Source organism: Anaerolineales bacterium (genome assembly GCA_015075625.1).
Lineage (GTDB): Bacteria > Chloroflexota > Anaerolineae > Aggregatilineales > UBA2796 > UBA2796.
The window spans coordinates 1,334,798-1,357,210 of record JABTTZ010000001.1 but is presented as its reverse complement, the minus strand read 5'-3'; the positions used below and the strand labels follow the sequence as shown (position 1 = coordinate 1,357,210).

Annotated in this window: 16 protein-coding genes; 9 read left to right on the top strand and 7 right to left on the bottom strand. The window is 58.9% G+C overall.

Going from position 1 to position 22,413, the window contains the following annotated elements; translation table 11 throughout:
- Positions 1–49: 49 nt before the first annotated feature.
- Positions 50–1,162: a DUF3524 domain-containing protein gene (locus tag HS103_05670; protein MBE7512290.1), complete on the bottom strand. Its 1,113-nt coding sequence runs from the start codon at positions 1,160–1,162 to the stop codon at positions 50–52.
- A 553-nt stretch (positions 1,163–1,715) separates the two neighbouring features.
- On the opposite strand from HS103_05670, the gene HS103_05665 reads away from it, so the two are divergent.
- The 4 genes from HS103_05665 (at position 1,716) to HS103_05650 (ending at position 8,273) form a co-directional block, all read left to right on the top strand.
- Positions 1,716–2,645: a hypothetical protein gene (locus HS103_05665; protein ID MBE7512289.1), complete on the top strand. Its 930-nt coding sequence runs from the start codon at positions 1,716–1,718 to the stop codon at positions 2,643–2,645.
- Positions 2,620–4,479: a cysteine desulfurase gene (locus tag HS103_05660; GenBank protein MBE7512288.1), complete on the top strand. Its 1,860-nt coding sequence runs from the start codon at positions 2,620–2,622 to the stop codon at positions 4,477–4,479. The genes HS103_05665 and HS103_05660 overlap by 26 nt, the downstream gene beginning before the upstream one ends.
- A gap of 135 nt (positions 4,480–4,614) precedes the next feature.
- Complete coding sequence (locus HS103_05655; GenBank protein MBE7512287.1) at positions 4,615–5,961, top strand: O-antigen ligase family protein; 1,347 nt, start codon at positions 4,615–4,617, stop codon at positions 5,959–5,961.
- A 50-nt stretch (positions 5,962–6,011) separates the two neighbouring features.
- Positions 6,012–8,273, top strand: coding sequence for a GAF domain-containing protein (locus HS103_05650; GenBank protein MBE7512286.1), 2,262 nt, complete (start codon positions 6,012–6,014; stop codon positions 8,271–8,273).
- 48 nt (positions 8,274–8,321) lie between these two features.
- Here the strand turns inward: HS103_05650 and HS103_05645 are convergent, their stop codons facing one another.
- Genes HS103_05645 through HS103_05635 form a run of 3 tightly spaced genes read right to left on the bottom strand, consistent with a single transcriptional unit; the run spans position 8,322 to position 10,772 of the window.
- The gene (locus tag HS103_05645; GenBank protein MBE7512285.1) at positions 8,322–9,536 is read right to left on the bottom strand and encodes a hypothetical protein; all 1,215 of its coding nucleotides are present in this window, start codon (positions 9,534–9,536) and stop codon (positions 8,322–8,324) included.
- A gap of 31 nt (positions 9,537–9,567) precedes the next feature.
- Positions 9,568–10,596, bottom strand: a complete 1,029-nt coding sequence (locus HS103_05640) for a class I SAM-dependent methyltransferase (protein ID MBE7512284.1) — start codon at positions 10,594–10,596, stop codon at positions 9,568–9,570.
- Positions 10,593–10,772: a hypothetical protein gene (locus tag HS103_05635; GenBank protein MBE7512283.1), complete on the bottom strand. Its 180-nt coding sequence runs from the start codon at positions 10,770–10,772 to the stop codon at positions 10,593–10,595. Before HS103_05635 ends, HS103_05640 begins: the two co-directional genes overlap by 4 nt.
- 155 nt (positions 10,773–10,927) lie before the next feature.
- On the opposite strand from HS103_05635, the gene HS103_05630 reads away from it, so the two are divergent.
- Positions 10,928–11,638: a hypothetical protein gene (locus HS103_05630; protein ID MBE7512282.1), complete on the top strand. Its 711-nt coding sequence runs from the start codon at positions 10,928–10,930 to the stop codon at positions 11,636–11,638.
- Between the two features lie 5 nt (positions 11,639–11,643).
- Here the strand turns inward: HS103_05630 and HS103_05625 are convergent, their stop codons facing one another.
- Both HS103_05625 and HS103_05620 read right to left on the bottom strand, forming a co-directional pair.
- On the bottom strand, positions 11,644–12,243 hold the full coding sequence (locus HS103_05625; GenBank protein ID MBE7512281.1) for a DM13 domain-containing protein: 600 nt from the start codon (positions 12,241–12,243) through the stop codon (positions 11,644–11,646).
- Between the two features lie 358 nt (positions 12,244–12,601).
- Positions 12,602–14,719 (bottom strand): hypothetical protein, encoded by a 2,118-nt coding sequence (locus tag HS103_05620; GenBank protein MBE7512280.1) that lies wholly within the window; start codon positions 14,717–14,719, stop codon positions 12,602–12,604.
- A 78-nt stretch (positions 14,720–14,797) separates the two neighbouring features.
- Here HS103_05620 and kdpF point away from each other — a divergent pair, with 78 nt between their 5' ends.
- Genes kdpF through kdpC form a run of 4 tightly spaced genes read left to right on the top strand, consistent with a single transcriptional unit; the run spans position 14,798 to position 19,323 of the window.
- A complete protein-coding gene (gene kdpF / locus HS103_05615; protein ID MBE7512279.1) occupies positions 14,798–14,887 on the top strand; it encodes a K(+)-transporting ATPase subunit F in 90 nt (29 codons plus the stop codon).
- Between the two features lie 14 nt (positions 14,888–14,901).
- The gene (kdpA, locus tag HS103_05610; GenBank protein MBE7512278.1) at positions 14,902–16,599 is read left to right on the top strand and encodes a potassium-transporting ATPase subunit KdpA; all 1,698 of its coding nucleotides are present in this window, start codon (positions 14,902–14,904) and stop codon (positions 16,597–16,599) included.
- 22 nt (positions 16,600–16,621) lie between these two features.
- On the top strand, positions 16,622–18,724 hold the full coding sequence (gene kdpB, locus HS103_05605; GenBank protein ID MBE7512277.1) for a potassium-transporting ATPase subunit KdpB: 2,103 nt from the start codon (positions 16,622–16,624) through the stop codon (positions 18,722–18,724).
- Positions 18,725–18,735: 11 nt separating this feature from the next.
- On the top strand, positions 18,736–19,323 hold the full coding sequence (gene kdpC, locus HS103_05600) for a K(+)-transporting ATPase subunit C (GenBank protein MBE7512276.1): 588 nt from the start codon (positions 18,736–18,738) through the stop codon (positions 19,321–19,323).
- Positions 19,324–19,683: 360 nt separating this feature from the next.
- Here the strand turns inward: kdpC and topA are convergent, their stop codons facing one another.
- The gene (gene topA / locus HS103_05595; GenBank protein ID MBE7512275.1) at positions 19,684–22,353 is read right to left on the bottom strand and encodes a type I DNA topoisomerase; all 2,670 of its coding nucleotides are present in this window, start codon (positions 22,351–22,353) and stop codon (positions 19,684–19,686) included.
- Positions 22,354–22,413: the final 60 nt, after the last annotated feature.

Below are 22,413 nucleotides of genomic sequence, written 5' to 3'. Positions count from 1 at the left end.
CTACACGCCTTTGCTTTTAAGGTGGTCGGGTTGCGCTTTGCGGGGCGAATTATAACCCGATTTTTTCAAATGCTGCGTCATAGACCCTTGCCAAGACGCTCCAATCGTAGGCGGCGACGCGCTGACGAAGCGCCGCATCAGGCGGCTGCACGGGGAGTGCGGCGATCTCGTGGCGGAGCGCCCGCGCTAGATCGCCCTCGCTGTAAAGGCAGCGTTCATGTTGGCTGGCGGGGAGCAGATCGGGGTAGTTCAGGCGGCGCGGCAAAAGCGGCAAACAGCCGCAATAGATCGCCTCGGCAGCGCTGATGCCGAAAAAATCTTGCCAGGCACAGCTAACGGCAATGTGCGCCTGCCACAGCCAGTGGGCATAGTCGGCGTCGTTTTGGGCATAGCCCGCGTGCAAGAGGCAATCGGCAAACTCACGCTGGATCGTTTGAAAGAGAGTCTCGCTGTGGCTGGTGTCCTCGCCAAGCAAGATCAGGTCAAAGGGGATGTCCCACTCCCGCAGGCGGCACAGGGCATGGTAGAACGCCGCCGGATTTTTATCGAACTCCCAACGGTGATTCCACAGAATGGCGGGGCGGGTGGGGGGCAGTTTAGCATCTACCGAGCCATACGCATCAAGGCGGCGGAGATCGATCCCAACGGGCAGCACCTGGGATTTTGCGGCGATCTGATCGACGGTTTGAAGTTCGGTGAAATCGGCATAGTGTTTCAACAGGCGCGGTAATTCGTTCAGAAACTCGTCACGGTGAAAGGCGCTGTTGAAAAAGACGGCATCAGCAGCAAGGGCGCTGGCGTAATTGATGAAGCCAAGTTTCAGATCGCGCTTTTGGCGGGGACCGGGCGGGTAGGTCAATTGGTTTTCGTGGAAGTACAGCGCGGTGGGAATGGCTGCCGTCCAACGGCGGGTGAGCGCCAAAAAGGTGGTCAGGTTAAGCATATCCGAGGCGATGATCAGGGCGGGCGGAGCAGAAACAAACGGCGATTCCCCATAGAGCCGCGCCAGAGTCACTGCCCCCCCTTGCATCCGCCACGCCCAATAGTTGCCGGGCATAGTGAGCGCCTGAAGATGATGGGCGCTGTGCTGCTGCCAGCCCGCCAGCCACGCCGCATGAGAGCCGCTGTGGTAGGGTTCAAGGACAAGAAAGGTGAGCGCCATGAGCCGATCATAGCGTACTTTGAGAGAGGAGAAAACGCTGTTAGGTGTGTTGACCGTGTAAGCCCAGTAGGGGCGCATCGTATGCGCCCGTTTTTGCGCCCGACGGTAAACCATCGGGCTAAGGTTAACCACCCCGCCGCTACAGCAGCGGGCTGAAAGCAGCCACCCCTGCGGGGCTTGGAAACCCTGCCCCCATCCCGTAAACACAGAGAGGGAATCTCTCCCTCTTTCCCCGTAAACAGGGCAAGGGGATAGAGATACTGAGCCAAAAACGCCAACACACCCTGGGTTGCGCTACAATGCACGATAGGTATAGTTGATCTGACCATATTGGCAAAGCACGGGGGCGTCTGTGTAAGGAACATCCCTCATTGTGTGATTATTTAGTTAGGAGATCACCTTACGCAGTTGGGTTTGTTCACCCCGTATTCGTCGAAAGGGGCAGTTTGAGGGGGCTTCCCCCTCAAAAAAGTGCATTCCCCCTCTCCCGCGTGGCGGGAGAGGGGGTTAGGGGGTGAGGGTCTGTGCCTAAGGTGAGTTAGGAGGATGAACTATGTCGAACAATCCAGCCATCCAAAATGCCCTCGGTGATAATGCCGCACGGCAGTTGGCGAATGTCACCAAAACCGCGCCGCAAATGTCCAGCATCAGCCCGCGTTGGTTGGTGTATTTATTGCAGTGGCTTCCCGTAGAATCGGGTGTTTTTCGCGTCAATAAAGTTAAAAACCCAACAGCCGTCGCCGTTTCATGCGATAGCGAGGGCGAAAAAGAAATCTCCAAAACCTACGTCGATTATGAAGAAAACCCCCGTGAGTATATTCTCCACCACTGCTCAACTGTTTTGGATGTTCACACCCGCATTTCCGACCTCTACAGCACCCCGCATGACCAGATCAAGGAACAACTGCGCCTGACCATCGAAGCCCTGAAGGAAAACCAAGAAGGCGAACTGATCAATAACGCCGAATATGGGCTGCTCTCCAGCGTGGCGAAAGATCAGCGCCTGACGACTCGCAGCGGAGCGCCAACGCCCGACGATATGGATGCGTTGATCACCAAAGTATGGAAAGAACCCGCCTTCTTCCTAACCCACCCGCTTGGGATTGCCGCCTTTGGACGCGAATGCACACGGCGTGGTGTGCCGCCGCCAACCGTGAGCCTCTTTGGGTCGCAGTTTCTCACCTGGCGCGGGCTGCCGCTGATCCCCTCCGATAAAGTGCCGGTCAAGGACAACAAGACCAAGATTCTGCTGCTGCGCGTCGGGGAGAAACGTCAAGGTGTGATTGGTCTTTACCAGCCCGGCTTGGCGGGCGAGCAGAGTCCGGGACTGTCCGTTCGCTTTATGGGCATTGCCCGCAATGCGATTGCCTCGTACCTCATTTCCCTCTACTGCTCACTGGCAGTGTTGACCGACGATGCCTTAGCCGTCCTTGATGATGTAGAGGTGAATAAGTACCATGACTACCGAGATACCTACAAATAACGATGCCGCCCAGACAGCAGGGCTGATCTCGGCTGTCTTTTCCGATGAAGCGCTGCTGGCGAACTTGACCAACGAGTTTCTCGCCGTCCTGTCGCAGGGTACTCCCACGCATCCGGCAAGCCTACCCGCTGCGCCGGAATCGACGGAACGGATGGTGCTGTCGGGACCGAAACTTTCGCCCGCCGCGGTAACGCCAAGCCGTGTGCCGGATACCGCGCTAAGCAGTCCAGCACTAGGCGGTGAGCAGCCAAGCGGGGCGCTGCTCGGTGTTCCGCACGCCTATGCCGCCGCCCTGCCGCAGATCGACTCGCCGCCGCTTTCCCCGCCAAGCTCGCCCTATTACTTTTTGGGGGAATCAAGCGCATACGCGCCGCCCGCTGGGGCAATTCCAACAGGCGAAAACCCCACAGCCGATGACCGCGTGACGGCGCACACCTTTACCATGCCCGGTGCGGAGAGCCTATACGCCATCCTTCAGCAGATTGCCCTTGACCACCCGCAAGCAACGGGCGTGCGATCAACGTCTTCGCCGGATAGGGATCGGCAGTTCTATTTTGTGGAATCAGCTGGCACACAGCGGGAGGGCGTCCCCCCTCTGTCCCAAGAGGCACATCCGGCGTTTGATGTGAACGCCATCCGGCGCGATTTTCCGATCCTCTCCGAACGGGTTCATGGTCGGCAGCTAGTGTGGTTCGATAACGCCGCCACAACGCAGAAGCCACAGGCGGTCATTGATCGCTTGAAATGGTTCTACGAACACGAAAACTCCAACATTCATCGTGCCGCGCACGACATGGCGGCGCGGGCGACGGATGCTTATGAGGGTGCGCGGAACAAGGTTGCCCGCTTCCTCGGTGCGTCCTCGGCAGAGGAAATCATTTTTGTGCGGGGGGCGACAGAGGCGGTCAACCTCGTGGCGCAAACCTTTGGCAAGCAGTACATCGGGCAGGGCGATGAGATCGTTGTCTCGCTCTTGGAGCATCACGCCAACATTGTCCCCTGGCAGCAGATTGCCGCCGAGAAGGGGGCAAAACTCCGTGTGATTCCAGTGGACGACAGCGGTCAGATACTCCTTGAGGAATACCGTAAACTGCTTAACGACAGGACGAAACTGGTTGCCATTACCCAAGTTTCCAACGCGCTTGGCACGGTCACTCCGGTGCGGGAGATTGTGACGATGGCGCACAGTGTTGGGGCGCGGGCGCTGGTGGATGGCGCTCAGGCGGTCTCGCACATGCGCGTCAACATGCAGGCGCTCGATGCCGATTTTTATGTGTTCTCTGGGCATAAGCTGTTCGCCCCAACGGGGATTGGCGTCGTTTATGGCAAAAAGGCGATCCTCGACAGCCTTCCCCCCTGGCAAGGCGGCGGCAACATGATTGCCGATGTGACCTTTGAACGGACGATATACCAGAAACCCCCCGCCCGCTTTGAGGCAGGGACAGGCAACATTGCCGATGCGGTGGGGCTAGGGGCGGCGCTCGATTACCTAGAGCGGGTTGGGCTGGAAAACGTGGCGCGTTATGAGCATGATTTGCTGGTTTATGCCATGCAAGCAATGCGCACCGTGCCGGGTCTGCGGCTGATTGGCACAGCGAAAGAAAAAACAAGCGTGCTGTCCTTTGTCTTGGCAGGTTACCGCAATGAGGACGTGGGCAAGGCGCTTAACGAGGAAGGGATCGCCGTCCGCGCCGGACATCACTGCGCACAGCCGATCCTCCGCCGCTTTGGTTTGGAATCAACGGTGCGCCCTTCGATTGCTTTCTACAATACCTGTGAGGAAGTCGATCACATGGTGCGCGTCCTTCACCAACTGGTACGGGGACGGGGGTAAATACGGGAAAAACAGGGTTTTCAAGCCCCGTAGGGGTGGTCAGGTTTAGCCCGCTGCTTTAACGGCGGCAACCTTGTAAAACTCGATGATCGATTGCACAGCCGCGCACAGGATGAGGGCGCTTTCCCACAAACCATGTCCATACAAGCCAACGAATCCAGCCAATTAGGGAGTGTGTTGGGGGCGCTTGCCGCCTTGCAGCGTGCCGCCTTCGGGCTGCTGCCCGCGCTCGGCGTCATGAGCGTCCAACGGATGGGGATTCTCGTCCTGCCCCGTGGGGATGTGCCGCCAGATTTCGCCTTCATCACGATCTCACTGGCTGAGATCGTCGCCATGCTGCTGTTGGTGGTCAGTGGGCTGCGGGCAGGAATCGACCCCGCCTATGGGCTGCGCCTGCGCCGCACATGCAGGGCGATTGTGCGCAGAAGGGGCGGACTGTGGCTTTGCCTGCTCGCCGTGTGGCTGTTTCTGACGACACTTTGGGCGCGGGAACGGGGCTTGGCGTTTGCCGGAGCGCTCCAATTTGCAGTGATTCTAGGGATGGCGTTCGTCCTCGCCGATGCCTTCATCCATGAGGGTGAAGGTGTGTGGCGGACGGCACTAATTGGGCTGTTGGGCGGGGCGGCGCTTCAGGCGGTGATCGCCATCTTTCAGGTGATCCATCAAAACCCACTTGGTCTGGGGGCGTTTGGGGAAATTGAACGCTTTTGGTACGAGCCAACAAGCTACTACCGCGCCCCCGGACTTGCCATGCACCCCAACTACCTTGCCGGCTATCTTTTGCTGGCGCTCTTTGGCTGCGCCCTGTGCGGTGTTTTGTGGCGGCGCGGGCGGTGGATAGCCATTGGGGTTGCCGTGTTGTGCCTTGTGGGGATTCTCTGTACGGCATCACGGGGGGCGCTTTTGGGGCTGGTACTCAGCGCTGCACCGGCGCTGTTCGTCGGGATCAGAGCGCTGCCCTCGCGCTGGCGGGTGCGCGTCGTAGGCGGGGTGGTGGCGGTGGCGGCGCTGGCGGCGCTCGGCTTGCTGGTGGTCGTCTTGCGGGGCGATCTTGCTAACGTGACGAATCGCCTGTTCACCCCCCGCGAATTCTTCTGGGACGATACCTTCAGCGTTATCAGAACGCAGCCAAACGCCTTTTGGGTGGGCGTTGGCGAGAATAACCTGATGGTCTACATTGCCGACCTGTATCCCGACGAAGTACGCCCGCTGCTGCCCGTCCACAATGTGTATGTCTATCAGGTGGCGACGGTGGGGATTGTGGGGGCGGGGTTGTTTGCCCTTGCCCTGCTGCGGATGCTGCGCGGGCTTACCGCCGGAGACGGACTCGCCCTCTTTGTCTGGACGGGGGCGATCCTCGCTATGATCGTGACAAGTTTGGTAGACAACTACTTTTGGGCAATCCCACCCTTTCGCTTGGTAGCGTTGTGGGCAATCGGAATGTGGTGGGGACTATCCTTAATTCGCAAGAATGATTTATAATCCTTTCAACCAAGACCTGATCAGCGGGTGGGGCGATGACACAAACGCACATGGCGCAACCTTGGGCGCCACCCTCGGAGAGCAAACTTCTTAGGGCAATCGCCCTTGCCGTTGGCGGAGGGATTGCCGCGCTGCTCGTCTGGTTGGTGGTTGTACTGAACACCACGGATCAGGGAACGCGAGAGACTGTCTTGGAGCAGTATTACCGCCAACAGACGGAACTGCTGACAGCAATTACGCGCCAAATGGAGACAAATCTCCTCACCCTTGCTGGCGATCTGACCTCCACAGCCCATTTCTTCTCCATTTCGCGCTCAGACACCACCGCTTTTAGCGAACTTTCTGCGGTACAAAACAGGCATCTTGTTGATTTGAACGCGGTGGTGCGCTTGAATGCCGATGGAATACCGATTCAGGCATTCCCGCCGCCCTATCAGGGCGTTATTAGCGATGGTATTCCCCTCCCCTGGCGCTTTCCAAACGATGCGCCACAGATGATTCGCAGCATCAACGGGCCGCTGCTCACGCGGGAGGGATCAACATGGCTGATGATCGCCCCTATCTATACAAACCGGCAGACCTTTTCCGGCTATGTCGTAGGGGAACTGCGCTGGGAGATGACCATCCAGCCGATTTTGAACCGCTTGGCAACGCTTGGGCAAGGGAATGTCTGGTTTTTGCCCAATGCCGGACTCAATATCTCGCTTAGCCCCGATGAGGAAGCGATCCGTGCAGTGATTATGAGGGAGGGGGATAGTTGGGGACGGCGGGTGATCCGCGATGAACGCACGGGAGAATACCTTAACTTTGCCCCCGTTTTGGCGGGAAATTCGATCTGGTGGCTTGCCGTCGGCACCTCTGAGGCAGCGCTCTTTGGGCGGGCAAACACTTACCTGAACAATGCGCGGGGCATCGTCGCCCTCAGCGCCGCCGGAATTGCCTTGGGCGGGGTGTTTTTACTCATTGCCCTCCGCCGCCTCCATCGGATTAGCCTTGCGCGGCTGAAAGTGGTGAATCACACCCTTCGCCTGCGGGCAAGCCAACTCGAAAAAAGCACCCACCTCAGCCGCGATCTTTCGGCAACGCTTTCGATGGATGTTCTGTGCGAACGTGCCATTCAAAAGTTGCGCAGCACCTTTGAGTTTTACCATGTGGCCCTCTACGTCCTTATGGAAACAACCCTTGTCCTCCGCAATGAGGATGGCATCCCGCTGCCGCCCGATAGGGACAGTGTGTTTCCGCTGACGTTGGAGCTTCAGGATCAAAACCTTAACAGCAAAGCCGCTCGTGAACGGCGGACGATTCGGGTGAACGATGTACGCACCTCGCCCGATTATGTGGGGACGCCTGCTACGCCGGACATTCGCTCGGAACTGATCTTGCCGCTGATGGTCGAAGATCAGGTGGTGGGGATGCTGGATATTGCCTCCGATATGCCGAACGCCTTTGGCGAAGAAGATGCCATGCTCTTTCAGGGGTTGGCGAACCAATTGGCGATTGCCCTGCGCAACGCTGAGCTTTACGAATCGGCGCAGCAAGCACAGGCAGAGGCGGAAACCTCCAACCTTTTGAAAAGTCGCTTTTTAGCGAATATGAGTCACGAACTGCGCACACCGTTGAACTCAATCATCGGTTACACCGAACTGATGGTGAAGCAAATCTACGGGACAATCACGCCACAGCAGCAAAACCGCCTTGAAAAAGTCCTCCGCAATGGGCAGAGTTTGCTGGCGCTGATCAACGACATTCTTGACCTCTCCAAAATTGAGGCAGGGCGCATTGAACTGCGCGACGAACCGCTTGATCCGGTTGCCATTGCCAAAGATGTGGCAGCAACCGTGCTGCCTCTTGCCGAACAAAATGGGAACACGTTTGATCTTCGCCATGAGGAGGCGATCCCGACGCTTCACGCCGATACAGCGCGGGTGCGGCAAATCCTCTTTAACCTGCTGAGCAACGCCGCCAAATTCACCCAGTCCGGCAAGATTGCTTTAGATATTCGGCGGGAAACAGACGACGACGGCGTGTGGGTGGTCTTTGAGGTGAGCGATACGGGCATTGGGATCAGCCAAGATCATCTTCCGATGCTCTTTAAAGAGTTTCAGCAGATTGATGGCTCGGCAACGCGGAAGTATGGGGGGACGGGCTTGGGGCTGGCGATTAGCCGTCGTTTTTGCCGGATGATGGGCGGGGATGTGATGGTGAGCAGCGAATTGGGAGTGGGGTCGGTGTTCACGGCGCGGCTGCCGGTGCGCCCACCGCAGTCCGTCCTCCCCGTCCGTGATACGCTCACGGGCGAAAAGGCGGGCTGAGGGGCGCAGCGATAGTGCGCGGTTGTGCGGGCGCACGACATTGCACCCCTACGGGGTGACGGGCGTTGGGGCGGCACGGTTGATCTCTGGATCGCCCGCAAGGACGACAAACGTCCCCAAAAGCTGCCCGGCAAGGGGCGGCATCGAATCAGCGCTGAGCCAATCGACACCGGCGCCCGCCCGCTGTAAGACTGCTGTATAAAGCGCCCCATCGCGCCCATTAAAGAGGATCGCCGCCCCACTGCGAGGGTTGCCATCGGCATCGCTCAGGCGGAAGGAGAGCATGAACCCCGCTGTTCCCGCCCGCTCCAGCGGACGCAGGGTCAAGACCTCGGCGCGGGGGAGGGTGTTTGTCAGCCATGTTTTGGCGGCATCCTCACCCAAAAGGATCGTCCCCGCTGTGTAATTTGTGGTGAGCGTCGTCGCTTGGCTATCCATGCTGCCGGTGATCGTGTAGGGGCGTCCAATCCCGCCATCCACCTGCTGCCATGTGGGGGGAAAGCGCAAGATGTAGCCCGAATCTTTGATGGTTACCCACGAAGGCGGCGCCAGCATTGCCTGTTCCCAAACGGTGTAGTTCGGATAAAGCATCGCCTCTAAGCGCTCCAGAAGCGCCGGATTGTTATTGGGAACGACGATGCGCAGCACCATCACCCATGACACCGATCCGATGCGGGCAATTTTGGAAAGCTGCCGCGCCAGGTAGGTTTGTCCCTCGTAGACGAGATCAAAATTGATTGCCAGCGTCGTGTCGTCCTCGCGGCGGCTGGTTTCGCGCCAACTTTCGTAATCTGCCCAACCAGTTGCCAACTCGCGCTCGGAAAAGCGCTTGGTCATGTCGGCGGTGGTGGTGATGGGGTTTGCCGCATCGGTTTCCACAAAGGCGTGGTAGACGCTCCGCGTGCTGCCGTTGCTGAACATGCTGCCCACCCGTCCGGCGTCATAGGTGTCGGCGGCAAAAGAGCGTTCTTCGGGGGTTTTCCCTGTCAGTTCCCATCCAACCAATTTGGGGAGGGTATACAACCCCGAAGGGTGGACATACAAGCCCGCCTTTGTGACTGGTGTTCCCCCCTCGGGGACGGCGGGGAACTCCCCGCCCGCAAGGGGATCGTTTGGATCGAGGGTTGGGACGACGACGGGCGGGGTTAACCCGCCATTGGGCAAGACGGCGGGGAGAACGAGGACAATCACCAAGAAGATGATCCCCGCCAAACGCAGCCACTGCTGCTGATACCAACGTTGTTGTTTACGTTTTGAGGTCATGTGGTCTTATTTGTAATCCGTTTTTGGGGAGTCAGCGTTTGACAAAACGGTAATGGGAGATCATGTAATCGTTACCGCCACGCTTGTTCATGATCTCGGCACAAGCGATGAAAAAGAGCCGCCAGCGGACAAACCAGCGCGTCTCGTCCTTTGCGCCGTAGGTTTCGCGGAGAATGGGACGGATCACATCGCGTTTGCGGTCAAAGGTTTGCAACCAGGTCTCCAACGTGCGGGCGTAATGAGCGCCATTCACCCGCCAGTGATCTTCGATGAGCAGATCGCGCTGGAAGTAGAGCAGCAGATCGTCTGAGGGCATGACGCCCCCCGTGAAAAAATACTGTGCCAGCCAGTTACGTGTCGTATCGACCATATAGGGCTGTCCGATGTGGGAAAAAATGTGGACGAACAGCTTGCCGCCGGGGTTCAGCCACGAGGCGATTTTTTGCAAAAGGCATTCGTAATTGCGCATATGTTCAAACATTTCCACCGACATTACACGATCAAAGCGTTGGTCAGTTTCAAAGTCGTTCATATCGGCGGTGATCACTGTCAGGTTGGTGAAGCCGTGCTTTGCCGCCTGCCCCATAATGTATTCGCGCTGTGTGCGGGAATTTGAGACAGCGGTGATCCGGCTGTTGGGGTACGTTTCGGCAAGGTAAAGGCACAGCGATCCCCACCCACAGCCAAGCTCAAGAATACTCAGCCCATCGTGAAGTTCGGCGCGGGTGCAGCTAAGGGCGAGCATTGCCTCCTCAGCCTGATCGAGTGTTTCGCGCCCGGTGGGGTAGTAGCAACTTGAATATTTCATCCGTGCGCCGAGGATTTCACGGAAGAATGCCGTTGGCAGTTCGTAGTGTTGGGCGTTGGCATCCGCGGTATGGACGGCAATTGGGTTGCGTTTTAGGTCAGCGATCAGCGCTTGCTGGAACGCCATTTGTTTCGTCCGGTCACCGCCCTGTGTCAGTGGGCGATCTGAGGCACGAATGAAGCCCCGGATGGCAAGCCGAATCAGCACATCGGGAACAACGTTACGCTCTACAAGGCGAAGGGTTGTGTTTATTGCAGTACCCTCACTGGTTGGGCTGCAACCAGCCTTCTTACAAGAAGGGCGGGCGTCGTTCGTTTACCCTTTAGATCACCACCGCCTAGCCCATCGGCAAGTATATCGTGATAAGCGGGGCTGTCAACCACGAAGGGGTCAATCTCCTTGAAAAATGCTGTAGGAATAGGATTCATAGCGTTTCTTGATTTATACACTTCGTCCATTTTACCAAAGCCGAGCGCGGTTCGGTACACTGGGAAAGGATGCGGTGGGTTGGCAGTCCGTTCCTGATACAATTCATAGATCATGCCATAGTTAAAGATCGCTGCGCTGAAATGAAGGAGTCTTCATGTTTGGACAAATGCGTAACCGTTGGAATAGCGTGGATGCCACATCCCAATTGGTATTGGTGGCGATCCTCGTTTTTGGCGCTGTCGTCCTCATCCCCCGTATTCCGGCGTTCAGCGGCGGGGTTGATTGCGAAGGGATGGGGCAGGCATCGGTGACGGGGAACAACCAGTCCATTTTGGGGCGGCGGGAAGACCCTGCCAACCTGACACTGGAACTGACGGTAGAAAAAAACGCCATTGTGTCGGGGGAGTCCCTCGTCTTATGGGTGCGCTTCAACAACAGCAGCCTTGCTCCCTACACCATTTTGATGCGCCCCGATGAGGCGGTCTTTCGCTATACCGGGCAAGAGGTGGGCATCAACTTTGCCGTGTTGACGGCGAACGGGCAGCCGCTTGGCGAACCCGCCGGATCGCGTCCGGCAGCCCCCTTGCGGACGGTCTATGCGCCCGCTGATATGCGCTTGCTCAGCCCGCGTTCGCGCTGCAATGTGCGGATTGAAATCAGCGCCGCCCGTTTAGCCTCGGCACGGATTGGGCAGGGGGATTACCGGATCACCGCCATTTATCGCAACACACAGCCCGGACAGATCAGCCCGCCAAGCAATGCCCAAACCCCGACGCCTGTCTTTCCAACACAGGGCGTCTGGAATGGCGAGGTGCGCTCCAACGAAGTGCAGATCAGTGTACGTCCAGCCGTCCCCTTCAGCTGATCACCCTACTTCAGCGGGGCGACGGTATAGATTTGACCGAGTGGCTCGCTGACGATCACGACGGTGCGGTAGGAAGACAAGGGCAGTTCGCGGGGAATCACAAACTGCTGTGCGCCATCCGTCCCCGCCAAAAGACCCGCCTCCCATTCGGAGGTAACGCCAGAAAGATCGGCAAGGGTTTTGACCTCTTCGTTTGAGGAAAGAAAGACCTTCAAGCCGGGGGCGTTCGTGATTTTGAACTCGTCAAAGCGCATGATCACCGAGTCATCGCGCAGGCGGTAGATACGGACGGTGCCCGCCGCGTTGTGAACAGCATCAATTGTCGTGAAGCGCCCGCTGAGGATGATTGCGGCGTCGGCTGGCACAGGGGGCGGGGCAACTTCTGGCGGGACGGGGACAACGGTCAGGATGGAGACATAAGCGGTGGCGGCAAGGTCGCGGTCGGGCTGCTCCAAAAGGACGCGGCGCTGGTCAGGGCTGACCAGTTGAAAGGGGATTTGCTGCCGCCCACCGGTGAATACTGTCCGCCAAAGGGGGTAGGCGAACAACACGGCGACGCCGATAGCGCCTAAGGTTAACAATCCCCAACGTGGACGGTGACGCATGACAACCCCCCTCATAAGATGATTACCGCTGAGAACACACGACAAGCCATTTCAACCCCACCCCTTGCCCCCTTTCCCCGTAGACAGGGAAAGGGGGAGAGATTCCCTCTTGCTGTTTACGGGGTGGGGTTTAGGATTTCCAAGCCCCGAAGGGATGGCTACTCCTAGCCCGCTGTTTTAGCGGCGGGCGTTCATGGGCGGCGATGGGCGTAAGCATTGCGCCCCTACGGGAATTACACTGTCAACAGAACCTAGTTTACCCCTGCCTGAGGACTATATCAGGGGGTAGGGAAAACAGGCAAGGGGAGAGGGGTAATCAATCGCCCCCATCCCCGTGTGGTTGCCGGCGCCGTTGCGCTCATTCCAGATCGATCACGAGAAATCTCTCGGCAAGCGCCCCCCCATCCGGCGCGGTGATCGGGCGCAGTCCGCCCGCCCCATCGGGCAGCCCGATCCGCAGCCGCCAGCCCTTCCCGACGCCCCCCACAGGGAAAAATAAACGGTCTGTGATCGCCTCCCCCACCTCCCATGTGGTGGTGGGACGGTAGCCGCCGAGGGGCTGCCGATCTTGCTGCGCGGCGATCTCGCCAGCGGGGGTGAGCAGATGGACGAACCAGCCGTTATTTTCAGGGATTGGCGTATCGGTTGACCAAGCGAGGGTAAGGTACACGCCCGCTGCGCTGACCCGCACCCCATAGCGATCCAAGCGCTGCGATTGCCCAAAACGCCACCCGCCGCTGGTTTCCGCCTTCAGCGCTGTCCCCAGATCAAACCACAAGAGGCGATGCCCCGCGGCGAAGCGCTCGCTGACAAAAGCGGCGTTCTCCCACAGCCAGCGCTCTTGCCAGTTGGCAGGGTCGGCGGCGCCAAACCACGTGACAAACCAAAAAGGCTGCCCCTCAGCCGCCTGACGAAGGGCATAGCGCCACACCGCTTGGGCGTCGGGGTCGTCGGGCGTGGTGGGGGCGTTCATTGTGATCACCCGTGAGCCGTTGTGAATGTCTAACAGGGCGTCCTCAAAAAGAGTGGTCGCCGCAACGGTGACCCCCGCCGGAGTCAGCGCGGCGGCAGCGGCGTTCGCCTGTTCCATCCCCGCCGGAGCGAGATTGCCAGTGAGGACGGCTGGTTCAAAGGGACGGTAGCCCCCCCACAGAAGGGCGAGATGCCCCCCAATCGGGCTGAGATCAAGCCGCCACACCACCTCTTCGCGCAGCCCACTGGCAAGCGTGCGAATGTCGTTCGCGCCGTAGGTGCGGGCAAGGTACATCTCATAAGGAAAATAGCTGTAGAGCGCCCCAAGCGCTTGGACGCTCACCGAGATGAGGGTGAGGATGATGAGTGCCGCCGCGATGAAGGCTTGTTTTGCCGCCGCCTCCACAAGGGGGGCAAGGCAGAGCGCCATGAGGGGGAGGGCGGGGATCAGGAAGCGCGTCCCCCATGTAATGCCGCCGTGCCAACTCCACCAACTGGCAAACGATGCCGCTTGCCCAATGACGAGGGCGGCAAGCAGAAGGGCGAGGGGGGAAGTGCTGCGCCGCAGCCTCAACCACCCCGGAAGCGCCAAAAGCAGCACCGGGCTGTAAAAAAAGACGCCGCGCCAGGGGCTAACCCACAGGGCAAGAAAGCCAACGGGCAGCGGGTGAATGAACCCTTCGCCCTCTCCAAAATGGTAGCCGCTGCTCAGCGGCGAGCCAAAACGGGCGAGGTTATAGGCGGCGAGTCCCCCTGCAACGATGAGGATAGGGACGGCAAAGGCAAGCCATGCGCGGCGGGGCGGAAAGCGTCCCTTGAAGCAATAGAGGGTGAGAATGGGCAGTAGAATCACGTAGATCGTGTTCACCCCGACGGCAAGAGCAAACGCCCCCGCCGCCACCGTCAACGACGGGCGGTGCTGCTCAACGCGCCAACGGTGGGCGGCATAGACCCCCCCAAGCAGCAGGAACGCCGTCAGCGGTTCGCCATAAAGCGTTTTAACATAGGGCAGCGCCAACGTCCCCACCCCGTAGATCAGGGCGACAATCAGCCCTGTTCGGGGGCGAAAGCCAAGCCGCCGGAGAAAGGCATAGAGGATGAGCGCCGTCAGCGCCGTGACGAACGGATTCAAGAGCATCGCCACCGCCCGAATCGACGCACCGGGCAAAATGACCGCCGCCGCCACAAAGGGCAGCAGCGCCAGCGAGGGCGTGATCCCTTTTTTGGCGTAGAGCGCCCCATCAACGCCCACCGCGCCAAGCCGCGCCAAGCGGGGCAAAAGCGAATCACTTGCCCCGATCACGTTGATATCGAAACGCCCCTGTTGGACGATGGACGAACTGACGGCGAGGATCGCCTTACCATCGGCGGAATCGGGTAAGGGGATGTAAACGAACAGGTAGACACCGAGCAGAACAGCGGCAAGAAAGACCGTGAGACGGCGATCTATCCGCTGCGGGGTGGTTGGATCGCTCTTGATGGATTCTTGATGTCTTTGGGACAAAGGCTGACCCCATTTTAATGCCAACGCCCTGATAATGATCCGCAGTTGGGGCAGAAATGCAACGGGAGTCTCAATCTAGTGGATGCTGACCTTCTTCTTGCCGGTGTGGTCGCTGTGATCCTTCTCATCTACCTTGCCTATTCGATGCTCTATCCCGAACGGTTTTAGGAGGTTTTAAGGGTATGACACCCTCAGAGATCATCCAATTTATCCTCTATTTCGCCGTGATCATTGCCCTCACGCCGCTGTTAGGGGGGTATATGGCACGGGTCTTCAGCGGAAAGCCCGTTGTGCTTTCGCCCCTTGTCCGTCCCCTAGAAAGAATGGTATACCGCTTTGCTGGCGTAAACCCCACTGCCGAAATGACGTGGCGTGGCTATGCCGCTGCGCTGCTGGTCTTTAACATTCTTGGTTTCATCGTCGTGCTGCTTTTGCAGCTTTTCCAAAGCGCCTTGCCGCTGAATCCGGCGGGGGTGGGCAATGTAGAGCCGCTGCTGTCGTTCAACACAGCAACCAGTTTTATGACGAACACAAATTGGCAGGCATACGGCGGTGAGACAACGCTGAGTTACCTCACCCAAATGGCGGGGCTGACCGTCCAAAACGTTCTGAGCGCCGCCACTGGCATTGCCGTCCTCATTGCCTTGACACGGGGCATTGTGGCGAAAACGGGAAAAAGTCTGGGCAATTTTTGGGTCGATATGGTGCGGGCGACGCTTTACGTCTTGCTGCCGCTCTCGCTGCTTTGGGCGGTGCTGCTCGTTGGGCAGGGCATCCCACAAAATTTCAACCCCTATACCGCAGCACGTTCGCTCAGCGGGGAGAGCCAGTACATTCCGCAAGGTCCCGTCGCCTCGCAGATTGCCATCAAACAGTTAGGGACGAACGGCGGGGGCTATTTCAACACGAACAGCACCCATCCCTATGAAAACCCAACGCCCTTTTCAAATTTTTTGGAGATGGTGGCGCTCCTTCTGATACCGGCGGCGCTGACGCATACCTATGGGCTGATGGTAGGGTCGGTTCGGCAGGGGTGGGCGATCTTCGTCGCTATGCTGATCCTGTTTGTGATCGGCTTGGGGGTGATGCTCCTTGCCGAATACAGCCCAAATCCGGTCTACAAAGGGGTGTCGGCAGCACTCATGGAGGGGAAGGAAACGCGCTTTGGGGTGGCGAACAGCATCCTTTGGGGCGCGGCGACAACCGCCGCCTCGAACGGCGCAGTAAACGCCATGCACAGCAGCTTTAGCCCATTAGCGGGGGGAATTGCGCTGCTGAATATGTTGTTTGGAGAGGTGATCTTCGGCGGCGTTGGAGCGGGGCTGTACGGGATGCTGATTTTTGTCATTTTAACGGTGTTCCTCGCTGGATTGATGGTGGGGCGAACGCCCGAATATCTGGGGAAAAAGATCACCACATGGGAGGTGAAGTTGGCGATCACGGCGGTGCTGCTGCCAAGCGTGACGATCCTGTTATTCACTGCCCTCGCCAGCCTCACTACTGCGGGGTTATCCAGCCGCGCCAACAGCGGGGCGCATGGGTTTTCAGAAATGCTCTATGCCTTTGCTTCCTGCGTGGGGAACAATGGGAGCGCCTTTGCCGGACTGAACGCCAACACACCGTTCTACAACCTGCTGATCGGGATTTCTATGTGGGTGGGGCGCTTCGCGATGATTCTCCCCGCGCTGGCGATTGGCGGAAGTTTGGCCGGAAAACGGGTTACGCCGCCCTCGCCGGGGACGTTCCCCACCGATGGGGCGCTCTTTGTTGTGTTGCTCATTGCGGTGATCGTCATCGTTGGCGCGTTGACCTTCTTCCCCGCCTTAGCGCTCGGCCCACTTGTCGAACACTTCCTGATGAACGCCGGGCGGGTGTTCTAAAACGAGAGGTATCAGAAGTATCATGGAAAACACGACAGGGAAAACGCGTTCACTTGCTAATCGGGCAGTGTTGCGAGGGGCGATGGGAGATGCCCTGCGGAAACTCTCCCCCCGTCAATTGGTGAAAAATCCAGTCATGTGTGTGGTGGCGGTGGGTGCGCTGATGACGACGGGGATCGTCATCCGCGACGGGGCTAATGGCTTGCCCATTGGGTTCAACCTACAGATTGCCCTATGGCTGTGGTTCACCGTCCTGTTTGCCAATTTTGCCGAGGCAATGGCGGAAGGGCGCGGCAAAGCCCAAGCCGACGCGCTGCGCAAGACGCGGACGCACCTCAGCGCACGGCGGCTGATCAACGGGCGGGAGGAAAAGGTAGCCGCCGCTGCCTTGAAAAAGGGAGATCGTGTCGTCTGCGAGGCGGGCGATGTGATCCCTGCCGATGGCGAGGTGGTGGAAGGCATTGCCAGTGTCGATGAATCGGCAATCACGGGAGAGTCCGCGCCTGTGATCCGCGAGAGTGGCGGAGATCGGAGCGCCGTCACCGGGGGGACGAAAGTCCTCAGTGATCGGATCGTGATCCGCGTGACGATGGAGCAAGGCAACAGCTTCCTAGACCGGATGATCGCCCTGATTGAAGGGGCAAAACGCCAAAAGACGCCGAACGAGATCGCCCTGACGATTCTCCTTTCGGGCTTGACGATCATCTTCCTGTTGGCGGTGGTCACGCTGCGGGCATTTGCCGCCTACAGCGAGGCAGAGTCGGGAATCACCCAAACGACGGCAACCGTCCCCGTCCTCATCGCCTTGCTGGTGTGCCTGATTCCCACGACGATAGGCGGCTTGCTCAGCGCGATTGGGATTAGCGGGATGGATCGGATGATCCAGCGGAACGTCCTCGCCACTAGTGGGCGGGCAGTGGAGGCGGCAGGCGATGTTGATGTCCTACTGCTGGATAAGACGGGGACGATCACGCTTGGCAACCGTATGGCAGCGGCGTTCCACCCCGCCCCGCGTATTCCCCCAGAGCGCTTAGCAGATGCCGCTCAAATAGCATCCCTTGCCGACGAAACCCCCGAAGGACGTTCGATTGTCGTCCTTGCCAAAACACAATTTCACCTGCGCGGACGGGATTTGGCGGCGGTGAAAGCTGAATTCATCCCCTTTAGCGCCCAAACGCGGATGAGCGGGGTCGATTTTTCGGCGGCGGGCAAGGGCGTCCCCCCCGCCCCCATCCGCAAGGGTGCCGGGGATGCCGTGAAAGCCTACATCGAGTCCATAGGGGGGACGTTTCCGGCGGCAGTGACGACAACGGTGGAGGGAATCGCCCGCAGCGGGGGGACGCCCCTTGTCGTTTCCGAAGGGCGCGAGGTGTTGGGGGTGATCGAACTGAAAGATATTGTGAAGGGCGGGATTCGAGAACGCTTTGCCGAACTGCGCCAAATGGGGATTCGGACGGTGATGATCACCGGCGATAACCCCCTGACGGCGGCGGCAATTGCGGCGGAGGCGGGCGTTGATGACTTCATGGCGCAGGCAACCCCAGAGGACAAGCTCAAACGCATCCGTCAGGAACAGGCGAACGGGCATTTGGTGGCAATGACCGGCGATGGCACAAACGACGCTCCGGCGCTGGCACAGGCAGATGTCGGCGTCGCCATGAGCAGCGGGACACAGGCAGCCCGTGAAGCGGGGAACATGGTCGATTTGGATAGCGACCCCACCAAACTGGTGGAGGTTGTGGCGATTGGCAAGCAGCTGCTTATGACACGCGGGGCGCTGACGACCTTCAGCATCGCCAACGATGTGGCGAAATATTTCGCCATTCTTCCGGCGCTCTTTGGGACGCTCTATGCGGCGGAGGTGGGCGGGCGCGGACCGCTGGCGGTCTTGAACATCATGGCGTTGAGGTCGCCCCAAAGCGCCATTCTGAGCGCGATCATCTTCAACGCCCTGATCATCATCGCTCTTGTCCCGCTGGCGCTGCGCGGGGTGCAGTACAAGGCGATGGGCGCGGCGGCTATCTTGCGGCGAAACCTTCTGATTTACGGTGTGGGTGGTCTGCTGACGCCCTTCATCGCCATTAAACTGATCGATGTGCTTGTCGTCGCCTTGCGGTTGGTATAAGGAAAAAAGCCATGAAACCTTTTCTTCAAGCGGCGCGGATGCTGCTTATTCTAACGGTGCTAACAGGGGTGGCGTATCCCCTGCTGATAACGGCGGTGGGCGGGGCGCTTTTTCCCTATCAGGCAAACGGCAGCCTCGAACGGCAGGGTGATACCGTCATTGGATCGGCGTTGATTGGTCAGGCAAACGAGGACTCACGCTACGTTTGGGGGCGTCCTTCGGCGGTGAACTATATGGCGAGGTCGCAGCCCGCAGCGCTTGGATCATCGGGGGCAAGCAACCTGAGCAGCACCAGTAAAACGCTGGCAGAGGCAGTGGTAGAGAGGGCGGCATCCTTCCGCACGGCGAACGGCTTAGCCCCGGACGCACATGTTCCGGCAGAGATGCTCTTTGCCTCAGGGAGCGGGCTTGATCCACATATCAGCCCGGAGGCGGCGCGGCTGCAAGTGGCGCGGGTGGCACGGGAGCGGGGGCTGCCGCTGGAACGGGTGGCGGCGCTGGTAGAATCGTTCGTGGAAGCGCCACAGTTTGGCATTTTTGGGCAGCCCAGGGTGAATGTGCTGAGGTTGAACATCGCCCTCGATGGGCTGAAGGACTAGGGTATATTGACGTTTTTGGTTCAGAACCCCTATCCCCGCCCCTTTCCCTGTAGACAGGGAAAGGGGGCGAATGCCTTCCCGCTCTCCGTTTACGGGGAGGGCTAGGGGTGGGGCTGTTGGGTCAGTCTATCTCTACTTATTTGTGTGGTGGACTTCTAAGTACCGTCACAAAAGTCCTTTGGGGTAAAGAAGGTAGAACAATCGGTGCAGCGATACCTTTTAAGCCCCGAAGGGGTGGCTGTTTTCAGCCCGCTGCTTTAGCGGCGGGATCATGCGTTATCCCGCCTTTTTCATTGTGTTTGTACTTAGGGGGCAAGGCGGACGCCCTCTGGAGGCGTCCGCGTCCCTATGCGGTGTGGTTTATTTTTTTCGTGAGGTTGGTTTCGTCGCTGGCTTGCGCGGGGCAGGCTTTTTTGCTGCGCCCGTCCCCCCCTTTGCCGTTGAGGGTTTCTTCCCCGTCGCGGCGGGCTTTCGTCTTGCCTCCGTTTTTGTCGCGGCGGGTTTGGCGGCGATCCATGCCAACGCCATGTCCAACGTCACCGCCTCAGGGTTTGTCCCCTTTGGAATGGTGGCGTTCACCTCGCCATATTTGACATACAGCCCGTAGCGCCCATCCATAAGCGACACCTTGCCGCCATCCTTCGGGTGAACGCCCAACTCTCGCACAAGCGCGGGGGCAAAACGCCGCCCCCCTGATTTGGGCTGGCTAAGCAGTTCCAACGCCCGTTTCAGGTCGATGGTCAGCACGTCATCGGTCACGGCAAGGGAGCGGAACTCGCTGCCATGCTTGATGAACGGACCATAACGACCCACTCCAGCGGAAACCTCTGCCCCATCGGCGGGATGGTTTCCTAGCAAACGGGGCAAACTCAGCAGCGCTACCGCTGTCCGCAGCGTGATCTCTTTGGGGATCATCCCTTTCAAAAGCGATGCGCGGCGGGGCTTTTCGCCTTCTTTGCCCTCCCCCAACTGAACATACGGACCGAAGCGCCCTTCCAGAAGGTAGATCGGCTCGCCCGTCTCAGGGTGGCGCCCGACTTGGTTGGGACCTTCTTCCTTCTTTTGAAGCAGCGCCAAGACAGTTTCTTCGTTTAGTTCTGAGGGGGGCATATCTTCTGGGAGCGAGACGCGCAGCACCTCATCGCCGTTTTGTTGTTCAAGGTACGCGCCATAGCGCCCAATACGCACCTGTGCGTTGATTCTATCAAAACGCAAGGCGACCACCTCACGGGGGTCAATCGTGCGTGTTTTCTCGTTCACCTGATCTTCCAAGCCGGGCGTTTTCGGCGTCCCTCGGAAAAAGCCTTTCAGGTAGGGCAGCCACTCGGCATCGCCCTCCGCAATATCATCGAGTGCTTGCTCCATGCGGGCGGTGAAGCCGGTATCTACCAAATCGGGGAAATGAGTCTCCAACAACCCATTCACCGCCAACGCCCGAAAGGTTGGCACAAGCTGATTCGCCTGTTTCACGACATAATCCCGATCTTGGATCGTCCCCATAATCGTGGCGTAGGTGCTAGGGCGTCCGATACCCTCTTTCTCCAGCGTTTGGACAAGGCTTGCCTCGGTGAAGCGGTTGGGCGGCTGTGTCTCATGCCCAAGCGGGACGAGATCGCGCAGGGTGAGCGTATCTCCACTGCTGAGGGCGGGAAGGCGCATTTCTTTATCCTCTAGCGCGGCGTCAGGATCATCCGATCCTTCCACATAGGCGCGGAAGAAACCGGCGAAATCGATCCGCCGCCCTGTCGCTTGGAACAGGGCATCCTCCGCCGTGATTGCGGCGGTGATCTGCGTCAGGCGGGCGTCCGCCATCTGGCAGGCAATCGTCCGCTTCCAGATCAGGTCGTAGAGCCGCCCTTCCGTGCCGCTTAAGCCTAATTCCTCAGCGGTGAGCATTGCCGTCCCCGCCGGACGGATTGCCTCGTGAGCTTCTTGGGCGTTTTTCGCCTTTGTGGTGTAACGGCGCGGCTGCGGACTGAGGTAATCCGCCCCATAGCGGAGGGCGATCACCTTTCGCGCTGCCGTGATCGCCTCGTTGGAAAGGTTTGTCGAGTCCGTCCGCATGTAGGTGATATGCCCATTTTCGTAAAGCCCTTGGGCAATCTGCATCGTTTGGCGGGAAGATAGGCGCAGTTTGCGGTTTGCCTCCTGCTGCAAGGTAGAGGTGGTGAACGGCGGGGCGGGCTTGCGCAGCGTCTCTTTTTCGGTTACTTCGCCAACGCGCCAAACTGCCTTGCGCAAGCGGCTGACCAACGCCCCGGCGCTTTTTTCGTCAAGCAGCAGCACCTTTTTCCCCGCTGCCACCTTGCCAGTGGCGGGGTCAAAATCTTTCCCGCTGGCAATGCGCTGCCCGCCGAGGGCTTGTAAAAACGCCTCAAAGGGGAGTTTGGGATCAGAAGAGGCGGTGATCGTTGCCCGCACATCCCAATAGCTGCCAGAGCGGAAGGCGTGGCGTTCCAATTCGCGCAGACAGAGCAAACGCACGGCGACGGATTGAACGCGCCCCGCCGAAAGCCCCGGGGCGATCTTCTTCCACAATAAGGGCGAGACGGTATACCCGACCAGCCGATCCAGAATACGGCGCGTCTCTTGCGCACGGACGAGCTTTGCATCCACGCTGCGCGGGTGGCGGATTGCCTCTTGAATGGCATCACGGGTGATCTCGTGAAAGACGATCCGCTTCACGGCGATCTTTGGTTTCAGAACTTCCACCAAATGCCAGCCGATGCTCTCCCCTTCGCGGTCTTCGTCGGTGGCAAGAATCAACTCATCGACGTCCTTCAGCGCGTTTTTTAACTCAGCGACAACCTTCCGCTTTTTTGCCGAGACAATGTAAAGCGGTTCGAAATCGCGCTCGATATTGACGCCCAACCGCGCCCATGCTTGGTCTTTGACGGCGGCAGGAATCTCGCTGGCAGATTCGGGGAGATCACGGATATGCCCCATGCACGCCGTGACGATGTATTCTTTGGGGAGGTAGTTGCGGATTGTTTTCGCCTTTGTTGGCGATTCGACGATGACCAGTTTCATGCCATGTCCTGTTTTGTGTGCGCGTGAATTGGGCTAGAGTGTTACAGAGAATGGGGAGGC

Coding starts and splice junctions, on each gene's coding strand:
- HS103_05650 (MBE7512286.1), top strand. CDS start 6,012: ATGGCGCAACCTTGGGCGCCACCCTCGGAGAGCAAACTTCTTAGGGCA.
- HS103_05660 (MBE7512288.1), top strand. CDS start 2,620: ATGACTACCGAGATACCTACAAATAACGATGCCGCCCAGACAGCAGGG.
- HS103_05630 (MBE7512282.1), top strand. CDS start 10,928: ATGTTTGGACAAATGCGTAACCGTTGGAATAGCGTGGATGCCACATCC.
- HS103_05645 (MBE7512285.1), bottom strand. CDS start 9,536: ATGACCTCAAAACGTAAACAACAACGTTGGTATCAGCAGCAGTGGCTG.
- kdpC (MBE7512276.1), top strand. CDS start 18,736: ATGAAACCTTTTCTTCAAGCGGCGCGGATGCTGCTTATTCTAACGGTG.
- HS103_05655 (MBE7512287.1), top strand. CDS start 4,615: ATGTCCATACAAGCCAACGAATCCAGCCAATTAGGGAGTGTGTTGGGG.
- kdpA (MBE7512278.1), top strand. CDS start 14,902: ATGACACCCTCAGAGATCATCCAATTTATCCTCTATTTCGCCGTGATC.
- kdpB (MBE7512277.1), top strand. CDS start 16,622: ATGGAAAACACGACAGGGAAAACGCGTTCACTTGCTAATCGGGCAGTG.
- HS103_05635 (MBE7512283.1), bottom strand. CDS start 10,772: ATGAATCCTATTCCTACAGCATTTTTCAAGGAGATTGACCCCTTCGTG.
- topA (MBE7512275.1), bottom strand. CDS start 22,353: ATGAAACTGGTCATCGTCGAATCGCCAACAAAGGCGAAAACAATCCGC.
- HS103_05670 (MBE7512290.1), bottom strand. CDS start 1,162: ATGGCGCTCACCTTTCTTGTCCTTGAACCCTACCACAGCGGCTCTCAT.
- HS103_05625 (MBE7512281.1), bottom strand. CDS start 12,243: ATGCGTCACCGTCCACGTTGGGGATTGTTAACCTTAGGCGCTATCGGC.
- HS103_05665 (MBE7512289.1), top strand. CDS start 1,716: ATGTCGAACAATCCAGCCATCCAAAATGCCCTCGGTGATAATGCCGCA.